This window comes from Pectobacterium peruviense, assembly GCF_003312355.2.
In the GTDB taxonomy this organism is placed as follows: Bacteria; Pseudomonadota; Gammaproteobacteria; order Enterobacterales; family Enterobacteriaceae; genus Pectobacterium; species Pectobacterium peruviense.
In genome coordinates this window covers 2,407,093-2,425,799 of record NZ_CP161826.1, presented here as the reverse complement: position 1 = coordinate 2,425,799, position 18,707 = coordinate 2,407,093, and the positions used below count along the sequence as shown (strand labels likewise).

Sequence of the window (18,707 nt, the reverse complement as noted above, 5' to 3'; positions counted from 1 at the left end):
GCCGTACTTAAGCCTTGAAAGCAAAAAAGCCAGACAGTGTCTGGCTTTTTATCATCTATCTATCCTCAAACGCTTCACCAACAACACCTCACCCCGTTATCCGAGCGAGGTGTTAGGGCGGGTTATCAGACAGATGCTGTGGTCGTGACGGTATCCACAGGGGCTTCGGAGACATCCTGCGTCATACGTGTCAATTTTGGTGCGGTCAGCAGCATCAGAACGGCGATGATACCCGTGACGATGCCAATCTGCAGGAAGACATTGCTATAAATCTCAAGAGACGCGTGCGGATCTACGACGTTCTCAGGCACGGCCATCATATTGGCGACGTAGCCTGCGATAATCGCGGCACCGGCAGATGTCAGGAACCAGGCTCCCATGATGAAGCCCATCAGACGCTGTGGCACCAACTGAGCGACCATTGCCAGCCCCAGACCGGAAATCATTAACTCCCCGATACTTTGCAGGCCATAACAGAGGATCAACCAGTTTACGGACACGATACCCTGTTCGTTAGCCATACTCGCGCCCCACGGCAGCACCAGAAATGCGCCGGAACACAGCACCATACCAATCGCAAATTTGTGCGCCATCGGTAGCTGGTCACCCATTTTGTTGTAAACCGCAGCCAGAATCGGGCTGGCAACCATGATCCAGAATGGGTTGAGCGCCTGATACTGCTCTGGCTCAAAGGCAAAACCTAAAATCGTGTGCTCAACGTTGCGGATAGCAAAGAAGTTCAGCGATGTTGGCATTTGGTTGTACAGCACGAAGAAGACGACGGCTTCCAGCATCAGCAGAAGTGCCACGATCATTTTCCGGCGTTCAGCACCGCTCACCGCCAGCATTTCTTTGATGAAGATAGCAACAACAGCCAGTGAAATAAGCGTCAAAATCCAACGTGCGACGCTCTGGTTGTGCAACAGCCAGGTGGAAATGGCGACCAGCGCGACAATACCCACCAAGGTGACGGCCAGTTTCGGCAGATTAATCGGTTGGAAATCTGGCTGAGAACCTTGCGTGCTGACCCACTTACGGCAGAACATGAAGTTAACCAGCGTCAGAATCATGCCAACCACGCTCAGAGAGAAGGCAACGCCCCAGCCGTAGTGCGCGGCAAGTACCGGTGTAGCCAGCATAGAGAAGAAGGAGCCGATGTTCACCGACATGTAGTACATGGTGAAGGCGCCATCAAGACGCGGGTCGTCTTTCGCGTAGCAGGTAGACAGCAAGGCAGATGGGTTGGCTTTAAACAGTCCGTTACCGACGGCAATGGTTGCCATACCGATATAGACCCATGTAACGCTGTGGCCCGAGTAGGAAATCATAGCGTAGCCGAATGCTAGCACGATGGCACCCAGCACGATCACACGTTTGGTGCCGAGGACTTTATCACCCAACCAGCCGCCAATGGCGACGAAGCCGTAAACCAGCGCGCTGAAAGAGGAGAAAAGGGTGATGGAATCTGTTTCGGACATGCCCAACATTTTGACCAGATAAACCGCCATAATGCCCTGCAGACCGTAGTAACCAAAACGCTCCCACAGTTCGATACTAAAGATGAGATAAAACGCTTTTGGCTGTTTGAACGCGTTAATGCTGACGCTTTCGGTGGATTCGCTGTTGTTTGCTGTTGACACAAAGACCTCTGATTTTACATATCTCGTTTTTTTTAACGAGAAAATAACAAGAGTGAGACAGTGAAACTGCAACCTCTTTTGATTGTTATGGGGAGGAAAAACGGCGTTATATTGACGTTATTTTACGGACAGACAAGTCATTTGACATGTTTTGTTACAAGTGGTTTTTGTCGTGGGATAAAACCAGAAAATAAATGTTATGCAGAGTTTAATTTCGCAACTTGCTTTTGCATCAAATGATTATCTCGGTTTTCCGCATTTGTTTTTTATGAAAGTGATATAATCTGCCTTTTACTTAAAATCAAGACAATATCATTAATTATGAATGAATATGCGGTTTAATCTTTTGCATATTACTAAATATGCAGTGAGTGTAAAAAAGCATCAGTGGTAGGCAATAAGATAAATATCGATATAGTTTTTATGCGTGACTATCAATCACTAAATTTTCTATTAAAAATAACTTATTAGCCTTAAATAGTGGTTAATTGTATTTTTATACAGTTCTCTTGAACGAGGCTCCGCTAGAAAGGGCGTGGTTATTTGAGCTGTGAGGCGCTGCGAGCGTGTCTGACTCTGGTAGTAGGAAAGCTAAGAATGAGAGAGCGAAAGACGGTGCGAGTGTGGAATCATCGAGAAGAAGGTCTGGTGATAGCCGTTTCACCAGACTACAACAGATTAAAATTAGGCGTCGACCTTTTCGCCGAACTCACATAAATCCTCAATCAGGCAGGAGCCACAGCGCGGTTTACGAGCAATGCAGGTGTAACGGCCATGCAGGATTAACCAGTGGTGGCAGTCGACTTTAAATGCTGCCGGAACAACTTTCAGCAGTTTTTCCTCTACCTGTTCTACATTTTTACCCGGTGCGAATCCTGTACGGTTACTGACGCGAAAGATATGGGTATCAACAGCAATCGTCGGCCAGCCAAACGCGGTATTCAAAACAACATTCGCTGTTTTTCGTCCTACACCGGGCAACGCTTCTAATGCGGCACGATTTTCAGGAACCTGTCCCTGATGTTTTTCCAGCAATAGGCGGCAAGTCTTGATGACATTTTCCGCTTTGCTGTTAAACAGACCGATCGTCTTGATATAACCCTTAACGCCAACTACACCGAGCTCAAGCAAGGCTTCGGGCGTGTTGGCAACAGGATAGAGCTTTGCGGTTGCCTTATTGACGCTGACGTCGGTTGCCTGTGCAGAAAGCAGTACGGCGATGAGCAATTCAAACGGTGTGCTGAAATTTAACTCAGTCGTCGGATGGGGATTGTTGTCGCGTAAACGCGTTAAGATCTCAACCCGTTTAGCTTTGTTCACAGCGATTCCCCCACGGCACCGGTTGTTGGCACCATTTTCCCTTCGGCGGTAGCGGCACGCGCTCGGCGTTGTTTCATTTTCTCATCGATCAAATATTTCACGGCAAGCAACAGTCCCAGGCCGATAAAGGCACCCGGTGGCAACATCGCCAGCAGGAAAGGGGAATCGAGATGGACAACCTCAATACGGAGGACTTTAGCCCAACTGCCCAGCAGCAAGTCTGCGCCGTCGAACAGCGTGCCGTTACCCAGAATTTCACGCAAAGAGCCGAGCACCACCAATGCGCTGGTTGCCCCCAGTCCCATTGCCAGTCCGTCAATGGCGGAAGGGAAGACGGCATTTTTAGACGCAAAGGCTTCAGCCCGACCGATAACGATGCAGTTCGTCACGATCAGCGGAATAAAAATCCCCAGCGATTGATATAAACCGTAGGCATACGCGTTGATCAGCATCTGTACGGTGCTGACGACGGAAGCAATGATCATGACGTAAATCGGAATACGGATTTCCGCGGGTACCCAACGGCGCAGCGCAGAGACGGCCATGTTGGTACAGGTGAGAACGAGCGTAGTTGCCAACCCGAGTCCCAGCGCGTTAGTCGCGGTTGATGACACCGCCAGCAGGGGGCACAGACCCAGCAATTGAACCAGTGCCGAGTTGTTCTTCCATAACCCGTCAATGAAAAGCGCTTTGGTTTGACTCATTGGTTCTCTCCACAGGCGGACAGCGTGTTGATTTGTGGCGGTAGCGTTTGCAGATAAAGCGCGCTGCGCTTCACGCTATTAATAACGGCACGCGGCGTGATGGTGGCTCCGGTAAACTGGTCAAACATCCCGCCTTCTTTCTTCACTGCCCAGCGGCCGTCATGTTCACCTTGTACCATTAGCCCATTAAACCGCGTGATCCAGTCAGAAATTCGTACTTCGATTTTATCACCCAGCCCCGGCGTTTCATGGTGCTCGGTCACGCGAACGCCGAGTACCTTTCCATGAAAATCGGCACCCACCAGCAGCCGAATGGCACCAGAATAACCATCCGGTGCAGTACTTTCCAGTGCAGCGGCTACCGGTTCACCATTCTGTCGGGCGATGAAAACCCGATGCGGTGCTGACGATCCTAGCGCCGGATTGGTGACAACGTAACACTCCTTCTGAATATCACTGTTGTATAACTCGGCGGGAACCACCTGATCCAACAACATCTTTTGCTGCAACAGCGCCTGATGAGAGATCGTTGGTTCCGTCAACATATTCACCACGGCAGTGACTGCGGTAGTGGAAGCAGCAAACAGAGCCAGTGTTGTCGCGTGGCGGCGCATTGTCGTCATCATGGGCGTCTCCTCAGCGATGGTGGCCGTAAGCGCGTGGCTTGGTGTAATAGTCGATTAGCGGCACAGTAATGTTCGCCAGTAGAACGGCAAAGGCTACGCCGTCTGGGTAGCCGCCATAGGTGCGAATGAGCCACACCAGTAACCCAATCAACGCACCGAAAATCAGACGGCCCCGGTTCGTGGTTGATGCCGTTACCGGATCGGTAGCGATGAAAAATGCGCCGAGCATGGTCGCACCGGACAACAGATGTAATATCGGTGGGGCAAATTTATCCGGCGCGATGAGCCAGCTTAGCAGGGCGCAGAACATCAGCGACAGCAGAAAACTGACTGGAATATGCCAGCGAATCGTGCCGCGCATCAGCAAGAACAGCCCGCCGATGAGAAAACCGATATTAACCCACTGCCAGCCAATACCAGACAACGATTGTGCAAACATCGGCTGTTGCAGAATGGCTTGCGGCGTCTGACCAGAGCGTAAGCTGGTTTTAAACGTATCCAGCGGGGTGGCCTGACTCACGCCATCAACATTGTGCATCAGTTGCTGCATGGTATGCCCGTCAGGCGTGTGTCCGGTAAAAATGATGACGAGCGCATCATGGAAACTGATCGAGATGGTTTGCAGTGGCTCGGGTGGCAACCAGCTCGTCATCTGGACAGGGAAAGAGATTAGCAACACGACATAGCCAATCATTGCGGGGTTAAAGGGGTTTTGCCCTAATCCGCCATACAGCTGTTTGGCGATAATGATAGCGAAGACGGTTGCCATGACCACCATCCACCACGGCGCGAGCGGCGGTAGGCTGATTCCGAGCAGCACAGCGGTCAGTAACGCGGAATTATCAGCCAGGGTAGTTCGAACCGCAAACTTCCTCAGTGACAGTGTCACGCCTTCCGCAATAAGCGCGGTGGCAGACGCCAGCCCGACCTGAATCAAGTTGCCGTAGCCAAAGAAATAGACCTGCGCCAGCATGCCCGGCAGGCAGGCCAGAATAACCCACAGCATGATGCGCTGTGTGCGCTGTTGGTTATGTGTGAACGGTGAACTCGCAATTCTAAAAGCCATTTATTCCTCTTGATGTAACGATGCCTGCGCGGCCTTACGGGCTTTAACACGAGCGATAGCGGCGGCAACGGCAGCCTTACGCGGATCTTCCGGCTCTTGTACTTCAATGGCCGCGATCGGTTCTGATGTTGTCTCGGAAACGACCGGAGCAGTTACTTCTACGTTGGTTGCAGGCTGCTGCGCGGCTTTACGAGCTTTAACGCGAGCGATAGCGGCGGCAACGGCAGCCTTACGTGGATCTTCCGGCTCTTGTACTTCAACGGCCGCGGTGGGTTCCGCTGCTATATCGGGAACGGCTGATAACACTGCCTCTGTCGTATTTAATTCGGACTGCTGTGCAGCCTTGCGGGCTTTAACGCGTGCAAGAGCAGCCGCTACGGCGGCTTTACGTGGATCAAGCTCGTCAGGCATAACATCAGCCGCAGGTGTTTCTTGTTGAGCTTCTTTCTCTCGCACCCGTTCTTCACGTACTAATACTTTACGTGCGGCACGCGCAGCAATGGCCGCACTGTTATCCGGCTGCGCATCAGGGATTACCGTGATGGGCGAACCGATCTCGGCTTCTCCAGTTTGTTTGCGCCGCACGCGCTCCAATGCGGCCTGAACGGCGTCTTTGTCACTGTTGGATACGCCAGCTGCAGCTTGTTTATGGCGCAGTTCACGCGCGGCCTTTTCCCGTTCCAGACGAGCCTGTTTGGCATCAAAACGCACTTTGGCCTGCGCGGCACGCTGTGCGTCTTCGTCAATGGCCCGAATCTCGGCCTTTTCCTGACGATAGTACTGCACCAGCGGAATATTGCTGGGGCAGACGTAAGCGCAAGCACCGCATTCGATACAGTCGAACAGATGATGATTACGGGCTTTTTCGTGTTCTTGTCCGCGACTGAACCAGTACAACTGCTGCGGTAAGAGACCCGCAGGGCAGGCATCGGCACATTTGCTACAGCGAATACAGGATTGTTCCTCGGCAACCGGCTCCATTTCCGAATGTGACGGCGCGAGCAGGCAGTTGCTAATTTTGACGATAGGCACGTCCAGCGACGGCAGAGTAAAGCCCATCAATGGGCCACCCATCACCACCATCGGCTGTTTAGTGACGTGGAATCCACCCTGTTTGAGCAGGTGGCGTACTGGCGTCCCCAGCCGCGCCCACACGTTACCGGGCTGGCGCAAGGCTTCACCGGTCAGTGTCACTACGCGCTCAGTGAGCGGTTCACCGTCGATCACGGCGCGTTTGATGGCGTAGGCCGTGCCGACGTTTTGCATGAGCACGCCAATCGCGGCGGAGTGTTTACCGAACGGGACTTCTTTGCCAGTCAAAATTTTGGTGAGCTGCTTGGCACCGCCTGACGGATACTTGGTAGGGATGACGCGCAACTGCATGTCGCTGCGTTTGCCCAAGGCCAACCGCAGAGAACTGATGGCTTCCGGCTTGTTATCTTCGATTCCGATCAGAATGCGTTTCGGCTGCAACAGGAATGACAGAATCTCGACGCCCTGAATAATCTCATCGGCACACTCCTGCATGAGCCGATCGTCGGCGGTAATGTAGGGTTCGCATTCTGCGCCGTTGATAATCAGGGTTTCAATCCCACGCATCCCGCCTTGTAATTTAGCTGCAGTAGGGAAGCCTGCGCCGCCCAAACCCGCAATGCCCGCCTGATGCAGGTGGGCAAGCAAGGTATCGACACTCTGCGCGCGGTAATCCGCATAGGTCTGTCGCTCGCACCAGCGATCTTCGCCGTCAGGCACGATAATGATACTGAGTTCGGTCAGGCCAGAAGGATGCGCCGTCGTATGCTGGCGAATCGCGTTCACGGTTCCCGATGTCGGTGCGTGAACGGGCAGTGTACGGCCTTTTCCCCGCGTCAACGGCTGGCCACGCAGCACTTTCTCACCGATGCTGACACAGATTTCGCCTTCCGGCCCAAGATGCTGCTTGAGCGGAATAATGAACTGTTCTGGCAGCGAGATCTGGCGTAGTGGCGTCTGGCTGGACTGCGTCTTCATTTCCGGCGGATGAATGCCTCCGTCGAAATCCCAGATCCTGTCTTTTCTAAAGGCGGAAAACAGCTTAAGCATGTCGTTCTACTTGAATAACGCGTACTGGAATCGTATCGAGATCCCATTTCCAGTTAGCGGGAGTCGGAGCGATGGGCCGTAATTCGATACAGTCCGTGGGGCAAGGGGAAACGCAGAGATCGCAACCAGTGCATAAATCGCTGACGACGGTATGTACCGCTTTGGTACTGCCGATGATGGCATCAACCGGGCAGGCCTGAATACACTTGGTGCAGCCGATGCAGTTGCTCTCATCGATCCAGGCAACATGACGTGCAGGCGCTTGAATATCAGCATCGCCTTCCAGCGGCTGCGGGTCGACGTTGAGCTTTTCAGCCAGCTTCAACATCATCGCTTCACCGCCGGGGCCGCATTTATTAATGCTTTCACCATTTAGCGCCACCGCTTCGGCGTAAGGCCGACAGCCAGGGTAACCGCACTGGCCACACTGGCTCTGTGGCAGCATGGCTTCCACTTCTTCCACGATCGGATCGTTTTCGACTTCAAAACGACGTGAGGCGTAGCCAAGCACCAAGCCGAACGCCAGCGCGAGTGCGCTTAATGCCGCAATGGCGATCCAGATAGCGGTCATCAGAATTTCACCAGTCCGGTAAAGCCCATAAATGCCAGAGACATCAGGCCAGCGGTGATCAGTGCAATCGAAGAACCTCGGAACGGCGCCGGAATGTCTGACACGGCGAGGCGTTCACGGATGGCGGCAAAAAGAACCATCACTAGCGAGAAGCCTGCGGCACCGCCAAAACCATAAATCGTCGATTGCAGGAAACCGTGCGACAGGTTGATGTTGAGCAAGACGACGCCAAGTACGGCACAGTTGGTGGTGATCAGCGGTAGGAAAATCCCCAGCAGGCGATACAGCTCTGGGCTAACTTTGCGCACGAACATCTCGGAGAACTGCACCACCACGGCGAGCACCAGAATAAAAGCCATGGTGCGCAAATAGAGAATATCGAGCGGGACAAGAATAAATTCGTTGATCAGCCAGGAAAACATGGAGCCCAGCGTCATCACAAACGTGGTCGCCATTCCCATGCCAATCGCCGTCTCTAGTTTTTTGGACACGCCCATAAAGGGGCACAGCCCAAGAAACTTCACTAAGACGAAATTATTTACCAGAAGGATGCTAACAAAGAGCAATGCGTATTCGGTCATTACGGTGCCTAGAAAACAAAACCGGACTATTATCAGGCATTGTTGGGTTTTCGACAACATACCCAAAGTAGGGGTATAGCCGTCTACTTCAAGGAGCGGAGGATCTGGCTCTCTTAATAAGAGAAACGCCGGGCTATCAAACAGCAACGCGCAGTGCGTTCTGAGCCATAGCCCGGAAGGTGATTATTGCATAACTATTCTTTTTTCACCGATAGCTATTTATCACTACAGAACGTGATGCCAAACAGATTTTGGCACACAGCCGAGATCGAATAAGCGCCCGCCGGATGCTAATTCAGCCCGCCGATGGTCAGCTGCACGATACATGTTGATGATTTCCTGACTATCGGTCAGAGAGTAATTGAGATGATCAAAGAGTTTTTCCAGACTTTCTGTTGAGCTGACTTTCCTGAATTTAAGCAAATAGTCATGAGCGGTCATGGTGAATTGGTCTAATAGTTATGTGGTTGAGATGACTAAGTATATTCAAGCAAGAAAGCCTGTCTAGAGGGGGAAGTAATAAACTACGCTTATTTTTCAACAACAAACGAATGAAAATGAAAAATAATGAATTGACAGGAAAATAACCGACTTTTAAGGCTACGCCGAATGGCGGAGTGATAACACACCAGAGAGTAGGAACGATTAATGCCTATAAAGGGGCAGATTGTGTACGGATGAAAGATCCATACACAATCTGCCCCAAAGCGTGGAATTAGCGACTACAAAGTTTGTAATACACCTCATTCCAGCGCAGAGCATCTTTGAATTCGTGGAGTCGGGTTTCGTTGTCGATCACCAGCAGTTCAATGTTCTGCATCTCGGCGTAAAGCCGCATATGGTCGAGATCCAATGCCTGACTAAAGACGGTGTGGTGTGCACCGCCCGCCAGAATCCAGGCTTCGGCCGCCACTTCCAGCGACGGTTGCGCTTTCCAGATGGCGCGAGCAACCGGCAATTTTGGCAACGGATGTGGCTGCTCAATGGTATCGACCAGATTAACCAACATTCTGAAACGGTCACCCATGTCGATCACGCTAGCGTTGAGAGACGGTCCGGCAGGCGTGGAGAATATCAAACGAGCAGGATCGGCTTTTCCGCCAATACCAAGATGCTGTGCATCCAGAATCGGCTTCTGCTCTTTCGCAATGGTAGGGCAGACTTCGAGCATGTGGGAACCGACGACCAGATCGTTACCATTCTGGAAGTTATAGGTGTAGTCCTCCATAAAGGATGTCCCGCCCGACAAACCGCCGGCCATCACTTTCATGATGCGCAGCAACGCGGCGGTTTTCCAGTCGCCTTCACCGCCGAAACCGTAGCCTTGCTGCATCAGACGCTGTACCGCCAGACCCGGTAGTTGTTTCAAGCCGTACAGATTTTCAAAATCGGTGGTGAATGCGTGATAGCCGCCTTGTTCCAGAAAGCGCTTCATCCCAAGTTCGATCTGGGCTGCATCCAGCAGGTTCTGACGATTAGCCCCGTTGAGTTTCACCGCATCCGTCAACTGGTAACTGGTTTCATACTCTTCGATCAGTGCATCAATATCGCCTTTGGAGACGGCATCAACCACGGCGGTTAAATCGCCCAGTCCCCAGGCACTGACGGAGTAGCCGAACTGAATCTGTGCGCCGACTTTATCACCTTCGGTGACGGCGACTTCACGCATGTTGTCGCCAAAGCGCGCGACCTTCAGCTGTTTGCTTTCCTGAATGGCAGCGGCAACACGCATCCATTTGCCGATGCGAACATGCGCGTTCTTATCCTGCCAGTGGCCGACCACCACCTGATGCGCTTGGCGCATCCGGGCACCGATAAAGCCAAACTCGCGTCCGCCGTGCGCCGTCTGATTCAGGTTCATGAAATCCATGTCCATGGTATCCCACGGCACTTCGGCATTGAACTGGGTATGGAATTGCAGTAGTGGTTTACTGAGTACGCTCAGGCCGCCAATCCACATTTTTGCCGGAGAGAAGGTGTGCAGCCAGGTTAGCAGGCCGATGCAGTTATCCTGGTAGTTGGCATCGCGACACAGTGCCAGAATTTCATCTGGTGTTTTCACCAACGGCTTTAGCACCAGCTTAACCGGCAGATTGGCTTGTTGATTCAAACCCGCAACGACTTTTTCCGCGTTCTCTTTTACCTGACGCAACGTTTCCGGCCCATAGAGATGCTGGCTACCGATGACGAACCAGACTTCAAGCTGCTTAAAATGATCCATGATGACTCCTGTACGTGATCCCCAGAGGGATAAAAATTAGTTTTTTGCCGTAGACGTTGGGCTATAGGCTGGTTCCGCGAGACGGCACCACTGCTGATAGCGCTCATAAAGCTGTTGATAGCGGGCAACGCGCTGGCTGTCTGGCATCAACGTGCGTTCTATGCCGCTGGCCATATGCTGTTGTGCGGTTGGGATATCGACGTGAACGCCAGCGGCGACGGCGGCAAAGATCGCAGCGCCAAGCGCACAGCACTGGTCGGATGCGACGATCTGCAAGGGACGATTCATTACATCGGTACACACCTGCATGATGACGGGGGATTTCCGCGCGATGCCGCCCAGCGCCAGCACGTTTTCGACGGGGACACCTTGTTCTTCAAAGCATTCCATAATTGCGCGTGCGCCAAAGGCGGTAGCGGCAATGAAACCGCCAAACAGCGTAGGGGCATCGGTGCCCAGATTCAGATCGGTAATCACGCCTTTTAAGCGCTGGTTGGCGAACGGCGTTCTGCGGCCGTTAAACCAGTCCAGCACGATAGGCAGGTGATCCAGCGTAGGGTTGTCCGCCCAGTTGCGGGTAAGCCTTTCCAGTAGCTTGGCTTCCATCGCCTGTAGTGACGTTTTAAGTTCAGGATGATCTTTCGCCGCTTCCTGTAACGACCAGCCCAGCAGCCTGCCAAACCAAGCATACATGTCGCCAAAGGCGGACTGTCCGGCTTCGAGGCCGATATAGCCGGGGACGACGCTGCCGTCTACTTGCCCACAAATACCGGCGATGGTGCGGTCAGCAATGCGCTCTTCATCAGCGATCAGAATGTCGCAGGTGGAGGTGCCAATCACTTTGACCAATGTATAAGGCTGTGCGCCCGCACCGACGGTACCGACGTGGCAGTCAAACGCGCCGCCTGCAAGCGTGACCGTCTCAGGGATGCCGAGCCGCTGCGCCCATTCTGCGGTGATGGTGCCGACCGACTGTTCGGCGGTCCAGGTATCGGTAAACAGTGGGTACTGTAATGTCTCTGTCAGGCAAGGATCGAGCGCGTATAGGAAATCTTTCGGGGGGAGTCCACCCCAGCTCGGATGCCAGAGTGATTTATGTCCGGCGCTGCACCGGCCACGACGAATGTCGGCAGGCGCTTGTGTACCGGAAAGCAGGGCGGGCACCCAGTCGCACAGTTCTATCCAGGAAACGGCCGCCTGACACACTACTGCATCTTCGCGCGATACATGCAGGATTTTGGCCCAGAACCATTCGGATGAGTAAACACCACCGATATAGCGGGTGTAATCGGGGAACTGACCGCTGCGGCACAACGCATTAATGGCATCCGCTTCTTCTATTGCCGTGTGATCTTTCCACAGCACGAACATCGCATTGGGGTTGTTGGCAAACTCGGGGCGCAGCGCCAGGATCTGGCCTTGTTCATCAATGGGAGCGGGCGTTGACCCGGTTGAATCCACGCCAATACCCATGATGCTCTGCCGCTGGTCGTTCGTCAGGCGAGAGACCACCACTTTGATCGCCTGTTCCAGCGATTCGATATAGTCCAGCGGATGATGTCGGAACTGGTTGTTGGCAGGCTGACAATATTTACCCTCACGCCAGCGGGGGTAGTAGACCACTTCTGTTTCCAGCTCTTTCCCGCTTTGGCAGTCAACGGCTAAGGCGCGTACCGAATCACTGCCAAAGTCGAGACCAATCGTAATAGCGCCCGCGCTCATGCTTTGCTCCTCATTAATCCCAGATCGTTGGTGTTTACGATAGGCAGGGATAACGAGAGGCGGTTAGGAGTGGTTAGCTGGAAGTATGTATTTTTCTGTCGCGAGCAGCCATTTTGTGAAGCCGGTCAAAGGTTAATGATTGGTTAAATTTGCTAAATGTATGCACAAACCTGTCATTGTTCCGGACTGTGATAGCGCTCTATATTCTTATCGGTAATAACGGCTAAAACATAAAGCGTCTGAATGCTACTGAGTAAAGGAATCACGCTAAGTCTGTGTTTTTCCTTTATCCGGACCGGAAATACCTTACCAGGAACTCGAACTCGCTTCAGCGTCGCTGGCGAATGAAAAGATAATTACACCGGAGAACATCATGCATAAATTCACTAAGGCGCTGGCAGCAATCGGGTTAGCCGCTGTTATGTCACAATCAGCTATGGCAGAGAACTTAAAGCTGGGGTTTCTGGTTAAGCAGCCGGAAGAACCCTGGTTCCAGACCGAATGGAAGTTCGCGGATAAGGCAGGAAAAGATCTTGGTTTTGATGTGATAAAAATTGCGGTGCCTGATGGGGAAAAAACCCTGAACGCGATTGATAGCCTAGCGGCCAGCGGGGCGAAAGGGTTTGTTATTTGTACCCCAGACCCAAAATTGGGGCCGGCCATTATTGCAAAAGCACGTAGCTACAACCTGAAAGTGATCGCGGTTGATGACCAGTTCGTGAACGCTAAAGGTCAACCAATGGATACAGTGCCGTTGGTGATGATGGCGGCCACCAAAATTGGTGAGCGTCAAGGTCAGGAACTGTATAAAGAAATGAACAAGCGTGGCTGGAAAGTGGATGAAACCGCTGTGATGGCGATTACTGCTGATGAGCTGGACACCGCTCGCCGTCGTACTTCTGGCTCCATGGATGCGCTGAAGGCCGCTGGCTTCCCAGAAAAACAGATCTATCGTGTGCCAACCAAATCCAACGATATCCCCGGTGCGTTTGATGCCGCTAACTCCATGCTGGTTCAGCATCCTGGCGTGAAAAACTGGCTGATTATCGGTATGAACGACAACACCGTACTGGGTGGCGTTCGTGCGACAGAAGGACAGGGCTTTAAAGCAGCAAACGTTATTGGTATCGGTATCAACGGCGTGGATGCGGTGAGCGAACTGTCTAAAGGTCAGGCAACGGGCTTCTTTGGCTCACTGCTGCCAAGCCCGGATATTCACGGCTACAAGAGTATCCAGATGCTGAATGACTGGGTCACCAAAGGCGTCGAACCGGAGAAATTCACCGAAGTGACCGACGTGGTGCTGATCACTCGTGACAACTTTAAGGTCGAACTGGAGAAAAAAGGCCTGATGTAATCTCGCCTGATTTCGTAAAGATGCGGATAACGCCGGTCAGCATGATGCTGGTCGAGGTTATCCGCGCTCTACCTGTATCGTTATGAGGAAACAGACATGACAGCACAGTCACCCTATTTGTCGTTTCATGGGATCGGTAAAGAATTTCCCGGTGTTAAGGCGCTTTCGGATATCAGTTTTTCCTGCCATGCCGGCCAGATCCATGCATTGATGGGGGAAAACGGGGCGGGCAAGTCGACGTTGTTAAAAATCCTGAGCGGCAACTATTCACCGTCAGCGGGCGAAATCCACATTCAGGGCAAACCTGTGCAGTTTAGTAATACGATGGATGCCCTGAATGCGGGCGTTGCCATCATTTACCAGGAACTGCATTTGGTGCCGGAAATGACGGTCGCCGAGAACATCTATCTGGGCCAACTGCCGCATAAATACGGCATGGTGAACTATTCACTGCTGCGCTATGAAGCCAAACTGCAATTACAGCATCTGGGATTGGATATCGATCCTGATACCCCGCTGAAATACTTGTCAATCGGGCAATGGCAAATGGTGGAAATCGCCAAAGCGCTAGCGCGTAATGCCAAGATTATTGCTTTTGATGAACCGACCAGCTCGCTGTCTGCCCGTGAAATCGAGCAGCTCTTCCGGGTGATTACGGAATTGCGCAGTGAAGGCCGGATCATTTTGTATGTTTCGCACCGGATGGAAGAAATTTTTGCACTGAGCGATGCCATTACCGTGTTTAAAGATGGCCGCTATGTGTGCACGTTTGACGATATGCAACAGGTGAACCATGAGTCGCTGGTACAGGCGATGGTTGGGCGTAACCTTGGGGATATCTATGGCTATGCCCCGCGTCCGCACGGCGAGGATCGCTTGACGCTGAAAGAGGTAAAAGCGCCGGGCGTGAAATCCACGATTTCCCTGAACGTGAAGCAGGGGGAGATTGTCGGGCTATTTGGTCTGGTGGGAGCGGGCCGCAGCGAACTGATGAAAGGGCTGTTTGGTGCGACCAAAATCACCAGCGGTCAGGTGCTGTTGGATGGCAAACCGCTGGTGGTGAATTCCCCCATCGATGCGATTCGCCAGGGTGTCATGCTCTGCCCAGAGGATCGCAAAGCCGATGGCATCATTCCGGTGCACTCGGTGCGTGACAACATCAACATAAGCGCAAGACGTAAGAGCCTGAAAGCTGGTTTTATTATTAATAATCAGTGGGAAGTGGATAACGCGTCGCAGCGTATTGAAGCGCTGAACATCAAAACGCCGTCCGATGAACAGCTAATTATGAATCTTTCCGGCGGAAACCAGCAGAAAGCCATTCTTGGCCGCTGGCTGTCCGAAGAGATGAAGGTCATTTTGCTCGATGAACCCACGCGCGGTATCGACGTCGGCGCGAAGCACGAAATTTATCATGTCATCTATGAACTGGCGAATCAGGGGATCGCGGTGCTATTTGCCTCCAGCGATTTACCAGAAGTGCTTGGGCTAGCCGACCGGATTATCGTCATGCGCGAAGGTGCCGTCTCCGGCGAACTGCTGCATGCCGATGCCACGGAGCAGAAGGTGCTCAGTCTGGCTATGTTACGAACCCCCGATATCGAATCTGCGGTTGCCTGACCGCGAAGGAGCAAAACAATGTCAACGGTTACGTCTGCAACCTCAGAAAAGAAGAAAAACGGTATGGGACTGTCCCGCATTTGGGATAACTACGGCATGCTGGTGGTTTTTGCCGTGCTGTTTCTTGGCTGTGCGATTTTTGTCCCAAACTTCGCCTCATTTATCAATATGAAAGGGCTGGGGCTGGCGATTTCTATGTCCGGTATGGTGGCCTGCGGGATGCTGTTCTGTCTGGCTTCCGGTGATTTTGACCTGTCGGTGGCTTCGATTATCGCCTGTGCTGGGGTCGCGACGGCGGTGGTGATTAATATCAGTGAAAGTCTGTGGATCGGCGTCGGTGCCGGTCTGCTGCTGGGTGTGGCTTTCGGTCTGCTTAACGGCTTCGTGATTGCCCGCTTGAAGATCAACGCGCTGATTACAACATTGGCAACGATGCAGATTGCGCGTGGTCTGGCGTACATTATTTCCGATGGTAAAGCGGTAGGGATTGAAGATGAGCGTTTCTTCGCTCTGGGATATGCCAACTGGCTGGGCTTGCCTGCGCCAATCTGGATCACCATCGGTTGTATGATTCTGTTTGGCCTGCTGCTGAACAAGACCACGTTTGGTCGTAATACGCTGGCGATTGGGGGTAATGAAGAGGCTGCGCGTTTGGCCGGCGTGCCGGTTGTGCGTACGAAGATCATCATTTTCGCCTTGTCCGGTCTGGTCTCCGCTGCGGCGGGAATCATTCTGGCGTCGCGTATGACCAGCGGCCAGCCGATGACGTCCATCGGGTATGAGCTGATCGTCATTTCTGCCTGTGTGCTGGGTGGCGTATCACTGAAAGGCGGGATTGGTAAAATTTCCTACGTAGTGGCTGGGGTACTGATTTTAGGTACGGTAGAGAATGCGATGAACCTGCTGAATATCTCTCCGTTTGCCCAATATGTGGTGCGTGGCCTGATTCTGCTGGCGGCGGTTATCTTCGACCGCTACAAACAACTGTCGAAGAAAACGGTATAAATGCCCGTGCGGCAGGCTAGTCATCCTGCCGCGTCTTATCATTACTAGCGTGTATCGGAGGCCTGATGTATCACCGTATGGCGCATGAATCTCAGCCTAATCCTCTGCTGCCAGGATATTCGTTCAACGCTTACCTAGTGGCTGGTCTAACGCCGATTCTGGCTGAAGGGCCGCTCGACTTCTTTATCGATCGTCCTGATGGGATGAAAGGCTACATCATTAATCTCACCATGAAAGGACAGGGGCAGGTCTTTGATGGCGATGAGACCTTTTTCTGTAATCCTGGCGATCTGCTGCTGTTTCCGCCTAAATCGAAGCATTTCTATGGCCGCTCATCGGGCAGCGACTGCTGGTATCACCGCTGGGTCTATTTTCGGCCACGTGCCTACTGGGCTGACTGGTTGGAATGGCATACCAAAAGCAGCGGCATCGGGCGTATGAGCCTGCCGAATAACCAACTGTTGCTGGAATTCGACAGACTGTTTGCCAATATCGAGCAGACGCAGCGTTCAGGACGGCGTTTTTCGGAGGAACTGGGCATGAATCTGCTGGAGCGTCTGTTGCTCAGAGCGATGGAAGAAGATCCGCAGAGTCCGCAAAAGATCATGGATCCACGCGTGATTGAGGCCTGCCAGTTTATTACCAGCAATCTGGCCGGAGAACTGCGTATTGATGAAGTCGCACGACACGTTTGTCTGTCGCCGTCGCGGCTGGCGCATCTGTTCCGTGAGCAGGTGGGCATTAATATTCTGCGCTGGCGTGAAGATCAGCGTGTGATTCGCGCAAAGCTGTTATTGCAGACGACGCAGGAATCTATCGCCAACATTGGTCGCGTGGTGGGTTATGACGATCAACTCTATTTCTCACGCGTGTTCCGTAAGCGGGTCGGCGTCAGCCCCAGTGATTTCCGTCGCCGCAGCAGTGAAATCAACTATCCGGCGGCCAAAACGCTGCCCGTGGCATGGGGAGAGCGCATACCCAATGCCGTGAGCGGTTAACGAACATAAAATCGCGCTAGATTCCCCTGGTGATTATCCCTCTCTGCAATCTGGCGGATGACGGGTATATACTGAGTGAGAAATCACAAAGTCAAAATAAGCTAAGGGGAATTGTCATGAGTGAGACCGTTCGTGTTGGGTTGCTGGGCTACGGTTATGCCAGTAAGACATTCCACGCGCCGTTAATTGCAGGTACGGCAGGTATGGAGCTGGTGGCCGTGTCCAGCAGCAATGCTGAAAAAGTGCATGCGGATTGGGCAAATCTGCGGGTGGAGAAAGACCCGCAGACATTATTTAACGATCCCGATATTGACCTCATTGTTATTCCTACCCCCAATGACACACACTTCCCGCTGGCGAAACAGGCGCTGGAAGCAGGCAAGCATGTCGTCGTCGACAAACCTTTCACCGTGACGTTGTCACAAGCATGCGATCTGAGTGCGATTGCCGAACGCGTCGGAAAAGTGCTTTCTGTTTTCCATAATCGCCGTTGGGACAGCGATTTTCTGACGCTGAAACAGCTGCTGGCGGCGGGAACGTTAGGAAATGTGGTGTATATGGAATCGCATTTCGATCGCTTCCGCCCCGAGGTTCGCCAGCGCTGGCGTGAAGACGGCAGCGAAGGCAGCGGGATTTGGTACGATCTTGGGCCGCACTTGCTGGATCAGGCGCTGGAGCTGTTTGGCTTGCCGGTGGCGATTCAGGTAGATATGGCACGGTTGAGGCCTGGCAGTAAGGCAATTGATTATTTCCACGCGACGCTGATTTACCCACAGCGCCGGGTTGTCCTGCACGCCAGCATGCTGGTGGCGGCGGCGTCTGCCCGCTATATCGTGCATGGCACACGCGGCAGCTTTGTAAAATACGGTCTTGACCCACAGGAAGATCGCCTGAAAGCGGGTGAACGTCCACCGCTGGCCGACTGGGGGCAGGATAAACACGATGGCGTGCTGACGCTGTCTCGCGATGGCATCACGGCGGAGCAAACGATCGCCACGATTCCGGGTAATTATCCGGCTTACTATGCGGCAGTGCGCGATGCGCTGACGGGTAAAGGCGAAAACCCCGTCAGCGTGCATCAGGCGATTCAGGTAATGGAACTGATCGAACTGGGGCTGCTGTCTCACGAGCAGAAAAAAGCCGTCACGCTGAAAAATAACTAGATTTGCCGCGTTTTATTCCAGATAGTTAACG

At 52.8% G+C, this 18,707-nt stretch carries 16 protein-coding genes; 5 read left to right on the top strand and 11 right to left on the bottom strand.

What is annotated here, in order from left to right; translation table 11 throughout:
- Positions 1-125: 125 nt before the first annotated feature.
- The 11 genes from dtpA to DUT67_RS10920 all read right to left on the bottom strand — a co-directional run bounded on the left by dtpA (position 126) and on the right by DUT67_RS10920 (position 12,533).
- Entirely contained in the window at positions 126-1,640 is a 1,515-nt protein-coding gene (gene dtpA / locus DUT67_RS10970; RefSeq protein WP_113627515.1) for a dipeptide/tripeptide permease DtpA, read from the bottom strand.
- 684 nt (positions 1,641-2,324) lie between these two features.
- A complete protein-coding gene (gene nth / locus DUT67_RS10965) occupies positions 2,325-2,960 on the bottom strand; it encodes an endonuclease III (RefSeq protein WP_113627514.1) in 636 nt (211 codons plus the stop codon).
- Entirely contained in the window at positions 2,957-3,664 is a 708-nt protein-coding gene (locus DUT67_RS10960; RefSeq protein WP_113627513.1) for an electron transport complex subunit E, read from the bottom strand. Before DUT67_RS10960 ends, nth begins: the two co-directional genes overlap by 4 nt.
- Positions 3,661-4,290: an electron transport complex subunit RsxG gene (rsxG, locus tag DUT67_RS10955; RefSeq protein WP_113627512.1), complete on the bottom strand. Its 630-nt coding sequence runs from the start codon at positions 4,288-4,290 to the stop codon at positions 3,661-3,663. The genes DUT67_RS10960 and rsxG overlap by 4 nt, the downstream gene beginning before the upstream one ends.
- A 10-nt stretch (positions 4,291-4,300) precedes the next feature.
- Positions 4,301-5,356 carry an electron transport complex subunit RsxD gene (gene rsxD / locus DUT67_RS10950; protein ID WP_113627511.1) on the bottom strand — a complete coding sequence of 352 codons (1,056 nt, stop codon included), beginning with the start codon at positions 5,354-5,356 and terminating at the stop codon, positions 4,301-4,303.
- Entirely contained in the window at positions 5,357-7,438 is a 2,082-nt protein-coding gene (rsxC, locus tag DUT67_RS10945) for an electron transport complex subunit RsxC (protein ID WP_113627510.1), read from the bottom strand.
- Positions 7,431-8,009: an electron transport complex subunit RsxB gene (gene rsxB / locus DUT67_RS10940; RefSeq protein ID WP_048260136.1), complete on the bottom strand. Its 579-nt coding sequence runs from the start codon at positions 8,007-8,009 to the stop codon at positions 7,431-7,433. The genes rsxC and rsxB overlap by 8 nt, the downstream gene beginning before the upstream one ends.
- Positions 8,009-8,590: an electron transport complex subunit RsxA gene (gene rsxA, locus DUT67_RS10935; protein WP_011093834.1), complete on the bottom strand. Its 582-nt coding sequence runs from the start codon at positions 8,588-8,590 to the stop codon at positions 8,009-8,011. Before rsxA ends, rsxB begins: the two co-directional genes overlap by 1 nt.
- A gap of 225 nt (positions 8,591-8,815) precedes the next feature.
- Positions 8,816-9,031, bottom strand: coding sequence for a transcription modulator YdgT (gene ydgT, locus DUT67_RS10930; RefSeq protein ID WP_113627509.1), 216 nt, complete (start codon positions 9,029-9,031; stop codon positions 8,816-8,818).
- 274 nt (positions 9,032-9,305) lie between these two features.
- Positions 9,306-10,811 (bottom strand): L-arabinose isomerase, encoded by a 1,506-nt coding sequence (gene araA, locus DUT67_RS10925; RefSeq protein ID WP_113627508.1) that lies wholly within the window; start codon positions 10,809-10,811, stop codon positions 9,306-9,308.
- 36 nt (positions 10,812-10,847) lie between these two features.
- Positions 10,848-12,533, bottom strand: a complete 1,686-nt coding sequence (locus DUT67_RS10920; RefSeq protein WP_113627507.1) for a ribulokinase — start codon at positions 12,531-12,533, stop codon at positions 10,848-10,850.
- A 373-nt stretch (positions 12,534-12,906) separates the two neighbouring features.
- Here DUT67_RS10920 and DUT67_RS10915 point away from each other — a divergent pair, with 373 nt between their 5' ends.
- From DUT67_RS10915 to DUT67_RS10895, 5 genes are all read left to right on the top strand, one after another.
- Positions 12,907-13,890, top strand: a complete 984-nt coding sequence (locus tag DUT67_RS10915) for an arabinose ABC transporter substrate-binding protein (RefSeq protein ID WP_048260129.1) — start codon at positions 12,907-12,909, stop codon at positions 13,888-13,890.
- A 96-nt stretch (positions 13,891-13,986) separates the two neighbouring features.
- Positions 13,987-15,510: an L-arabinose ABC transporter ATP-binding protein AraG gene (gene araG / locus DUT67_RS10910; protein WP_113627506.1), complete on the top strand. Its 1,524-nt coding sequence runs from the start codon at positions 13,987-13,989 to the stop codon at positions 15,508-15,510.
- 18 nt (positions 15,511-15,528) lie between these two features.
- Complete coding sequence (gene araH, locus DUT67_RS10905) at positions 15,529-16,515, top strand: L-arabinose ABC transporter permease AraH (protein ID WP_113627505.1); 987 nt, start codon at positions 15,529-15,531, stop codon at positions 16,513-16,515.
- Between the two features lie 65 nt (positions 16,516-16,580).
- Complete coding sequence (araC, locus tag DUT67_RS10900) at positions 16,581-17,513, top strand: arabinose operon transcriptional regulator AraC (RefSeq protein WP_048260125.1); 933 nt, start codon at positions 16,581-16,583, stop codon at positions 17,511-17,513.
- A 116-nt stretch (positions 17,514-17,629) separates the two neighbouring features.
- Complete coding sequence (locus DUT67_RS10895; RefSeq protein ID WP_113631980.1) at positions 17,630-18,676, top strand: oxidoreductase; 1,047 nt, start codon at positions 17,630-17,632, stop codon at positions 18,674-18,676.
- Positions 18,677-18,707 lie beyond the last annotated feature (31 nt).

Coding starts and splice junctions, on each gene's coding strand:
- araC (WP_048260125.1), top strand. CDS start 16,581: ATGTATCACCGTATGGCGCATGAATCTCAGCCTAATCCTCTGCTGCCA.
- DUT67_RS10915 (WP_048260129.1), top strand. CDS start 12,907: ATGCATAAATTCACTAAGGCGCTGGCAGCAATCGGGTTAGCCGCTGTT.
- DUT67_RS10960 (WP_113627513.1), bottom strand. CDS start 3,664: ATGAGTCAAACCAAAGCGCTTTTCATTGACGGGTTATGGAAGAACAAC.
- araH (WP_113627505.1), top strand. CDS start 15,529: ATGTCAACGGTTACGTCTGCAACCTCAGAAAAGAAGAAAAACGGTATG.
- DUT67_RS10895 (WP_113631980.1), top strand. CDS start 17,630: ATGAGTGAGACCGTTCGTGTTGGGTTGCTGGGCTACGGTTATGCCAGT.
- rsxD (WP_113627511.1), bottom strand. CDS start 5,356: ATGGCTTTTAGAATTGCGAGTTCACCGTTCACACATAACCAACAGCGC.
- araG (WP_113627506.1), top strand. CDS start 13,987: ATGACAGCACAGTCACCCTATTTGTCGTTTCATGGGATCGGTAAAGAA.
- rsxB (WP_048260136.1), bottom strand. CDS start 8,009: ATGACCGCTATCTGGATCGCCATTGCGGCATTAAGCGCACTCGCGCTG.
- araA (WP_113627508.1), bottom strand. CDS start 10,811: ATGGATCATTTTAAGCAGCTTGAAGTCTGGTTCGTCATCGGTAGCCAG.
- rsxC (WP_113627510.1), bottom strand. CDS start 7,438: ATGCTTAAGCTGTTTTCCGCCTTTAGAAAAGACAGGATCTGGGATTTC.
- rsxA (WP_011093834.1), bottom strand. CDS start 8,590: ATGACCGAATACGCATTGCTCTTTGTTAGCATCCTTCTGGTAAATAAT.
- ydgT (WP_113627509.1), bottom strand. CDS start 9,031: ATGACCGCTCATGACTATTTGCTTAAATTCAGGAAAGTCAGCTCAACA.
- DUT67_RS10920 (WP_113627507.1), bottom strand. CDS start 12,533: ATGAGCGCGGGCGCTATTACGATTGGTCTCGACTTTGGCAGTGATTCG.
- rsxG (WP_113627512.1), bottom strand. CDS start 4,290: ATGATGACGACAATGCGCCGCCACGCGACAACACTGGCTCTGTTTGCT.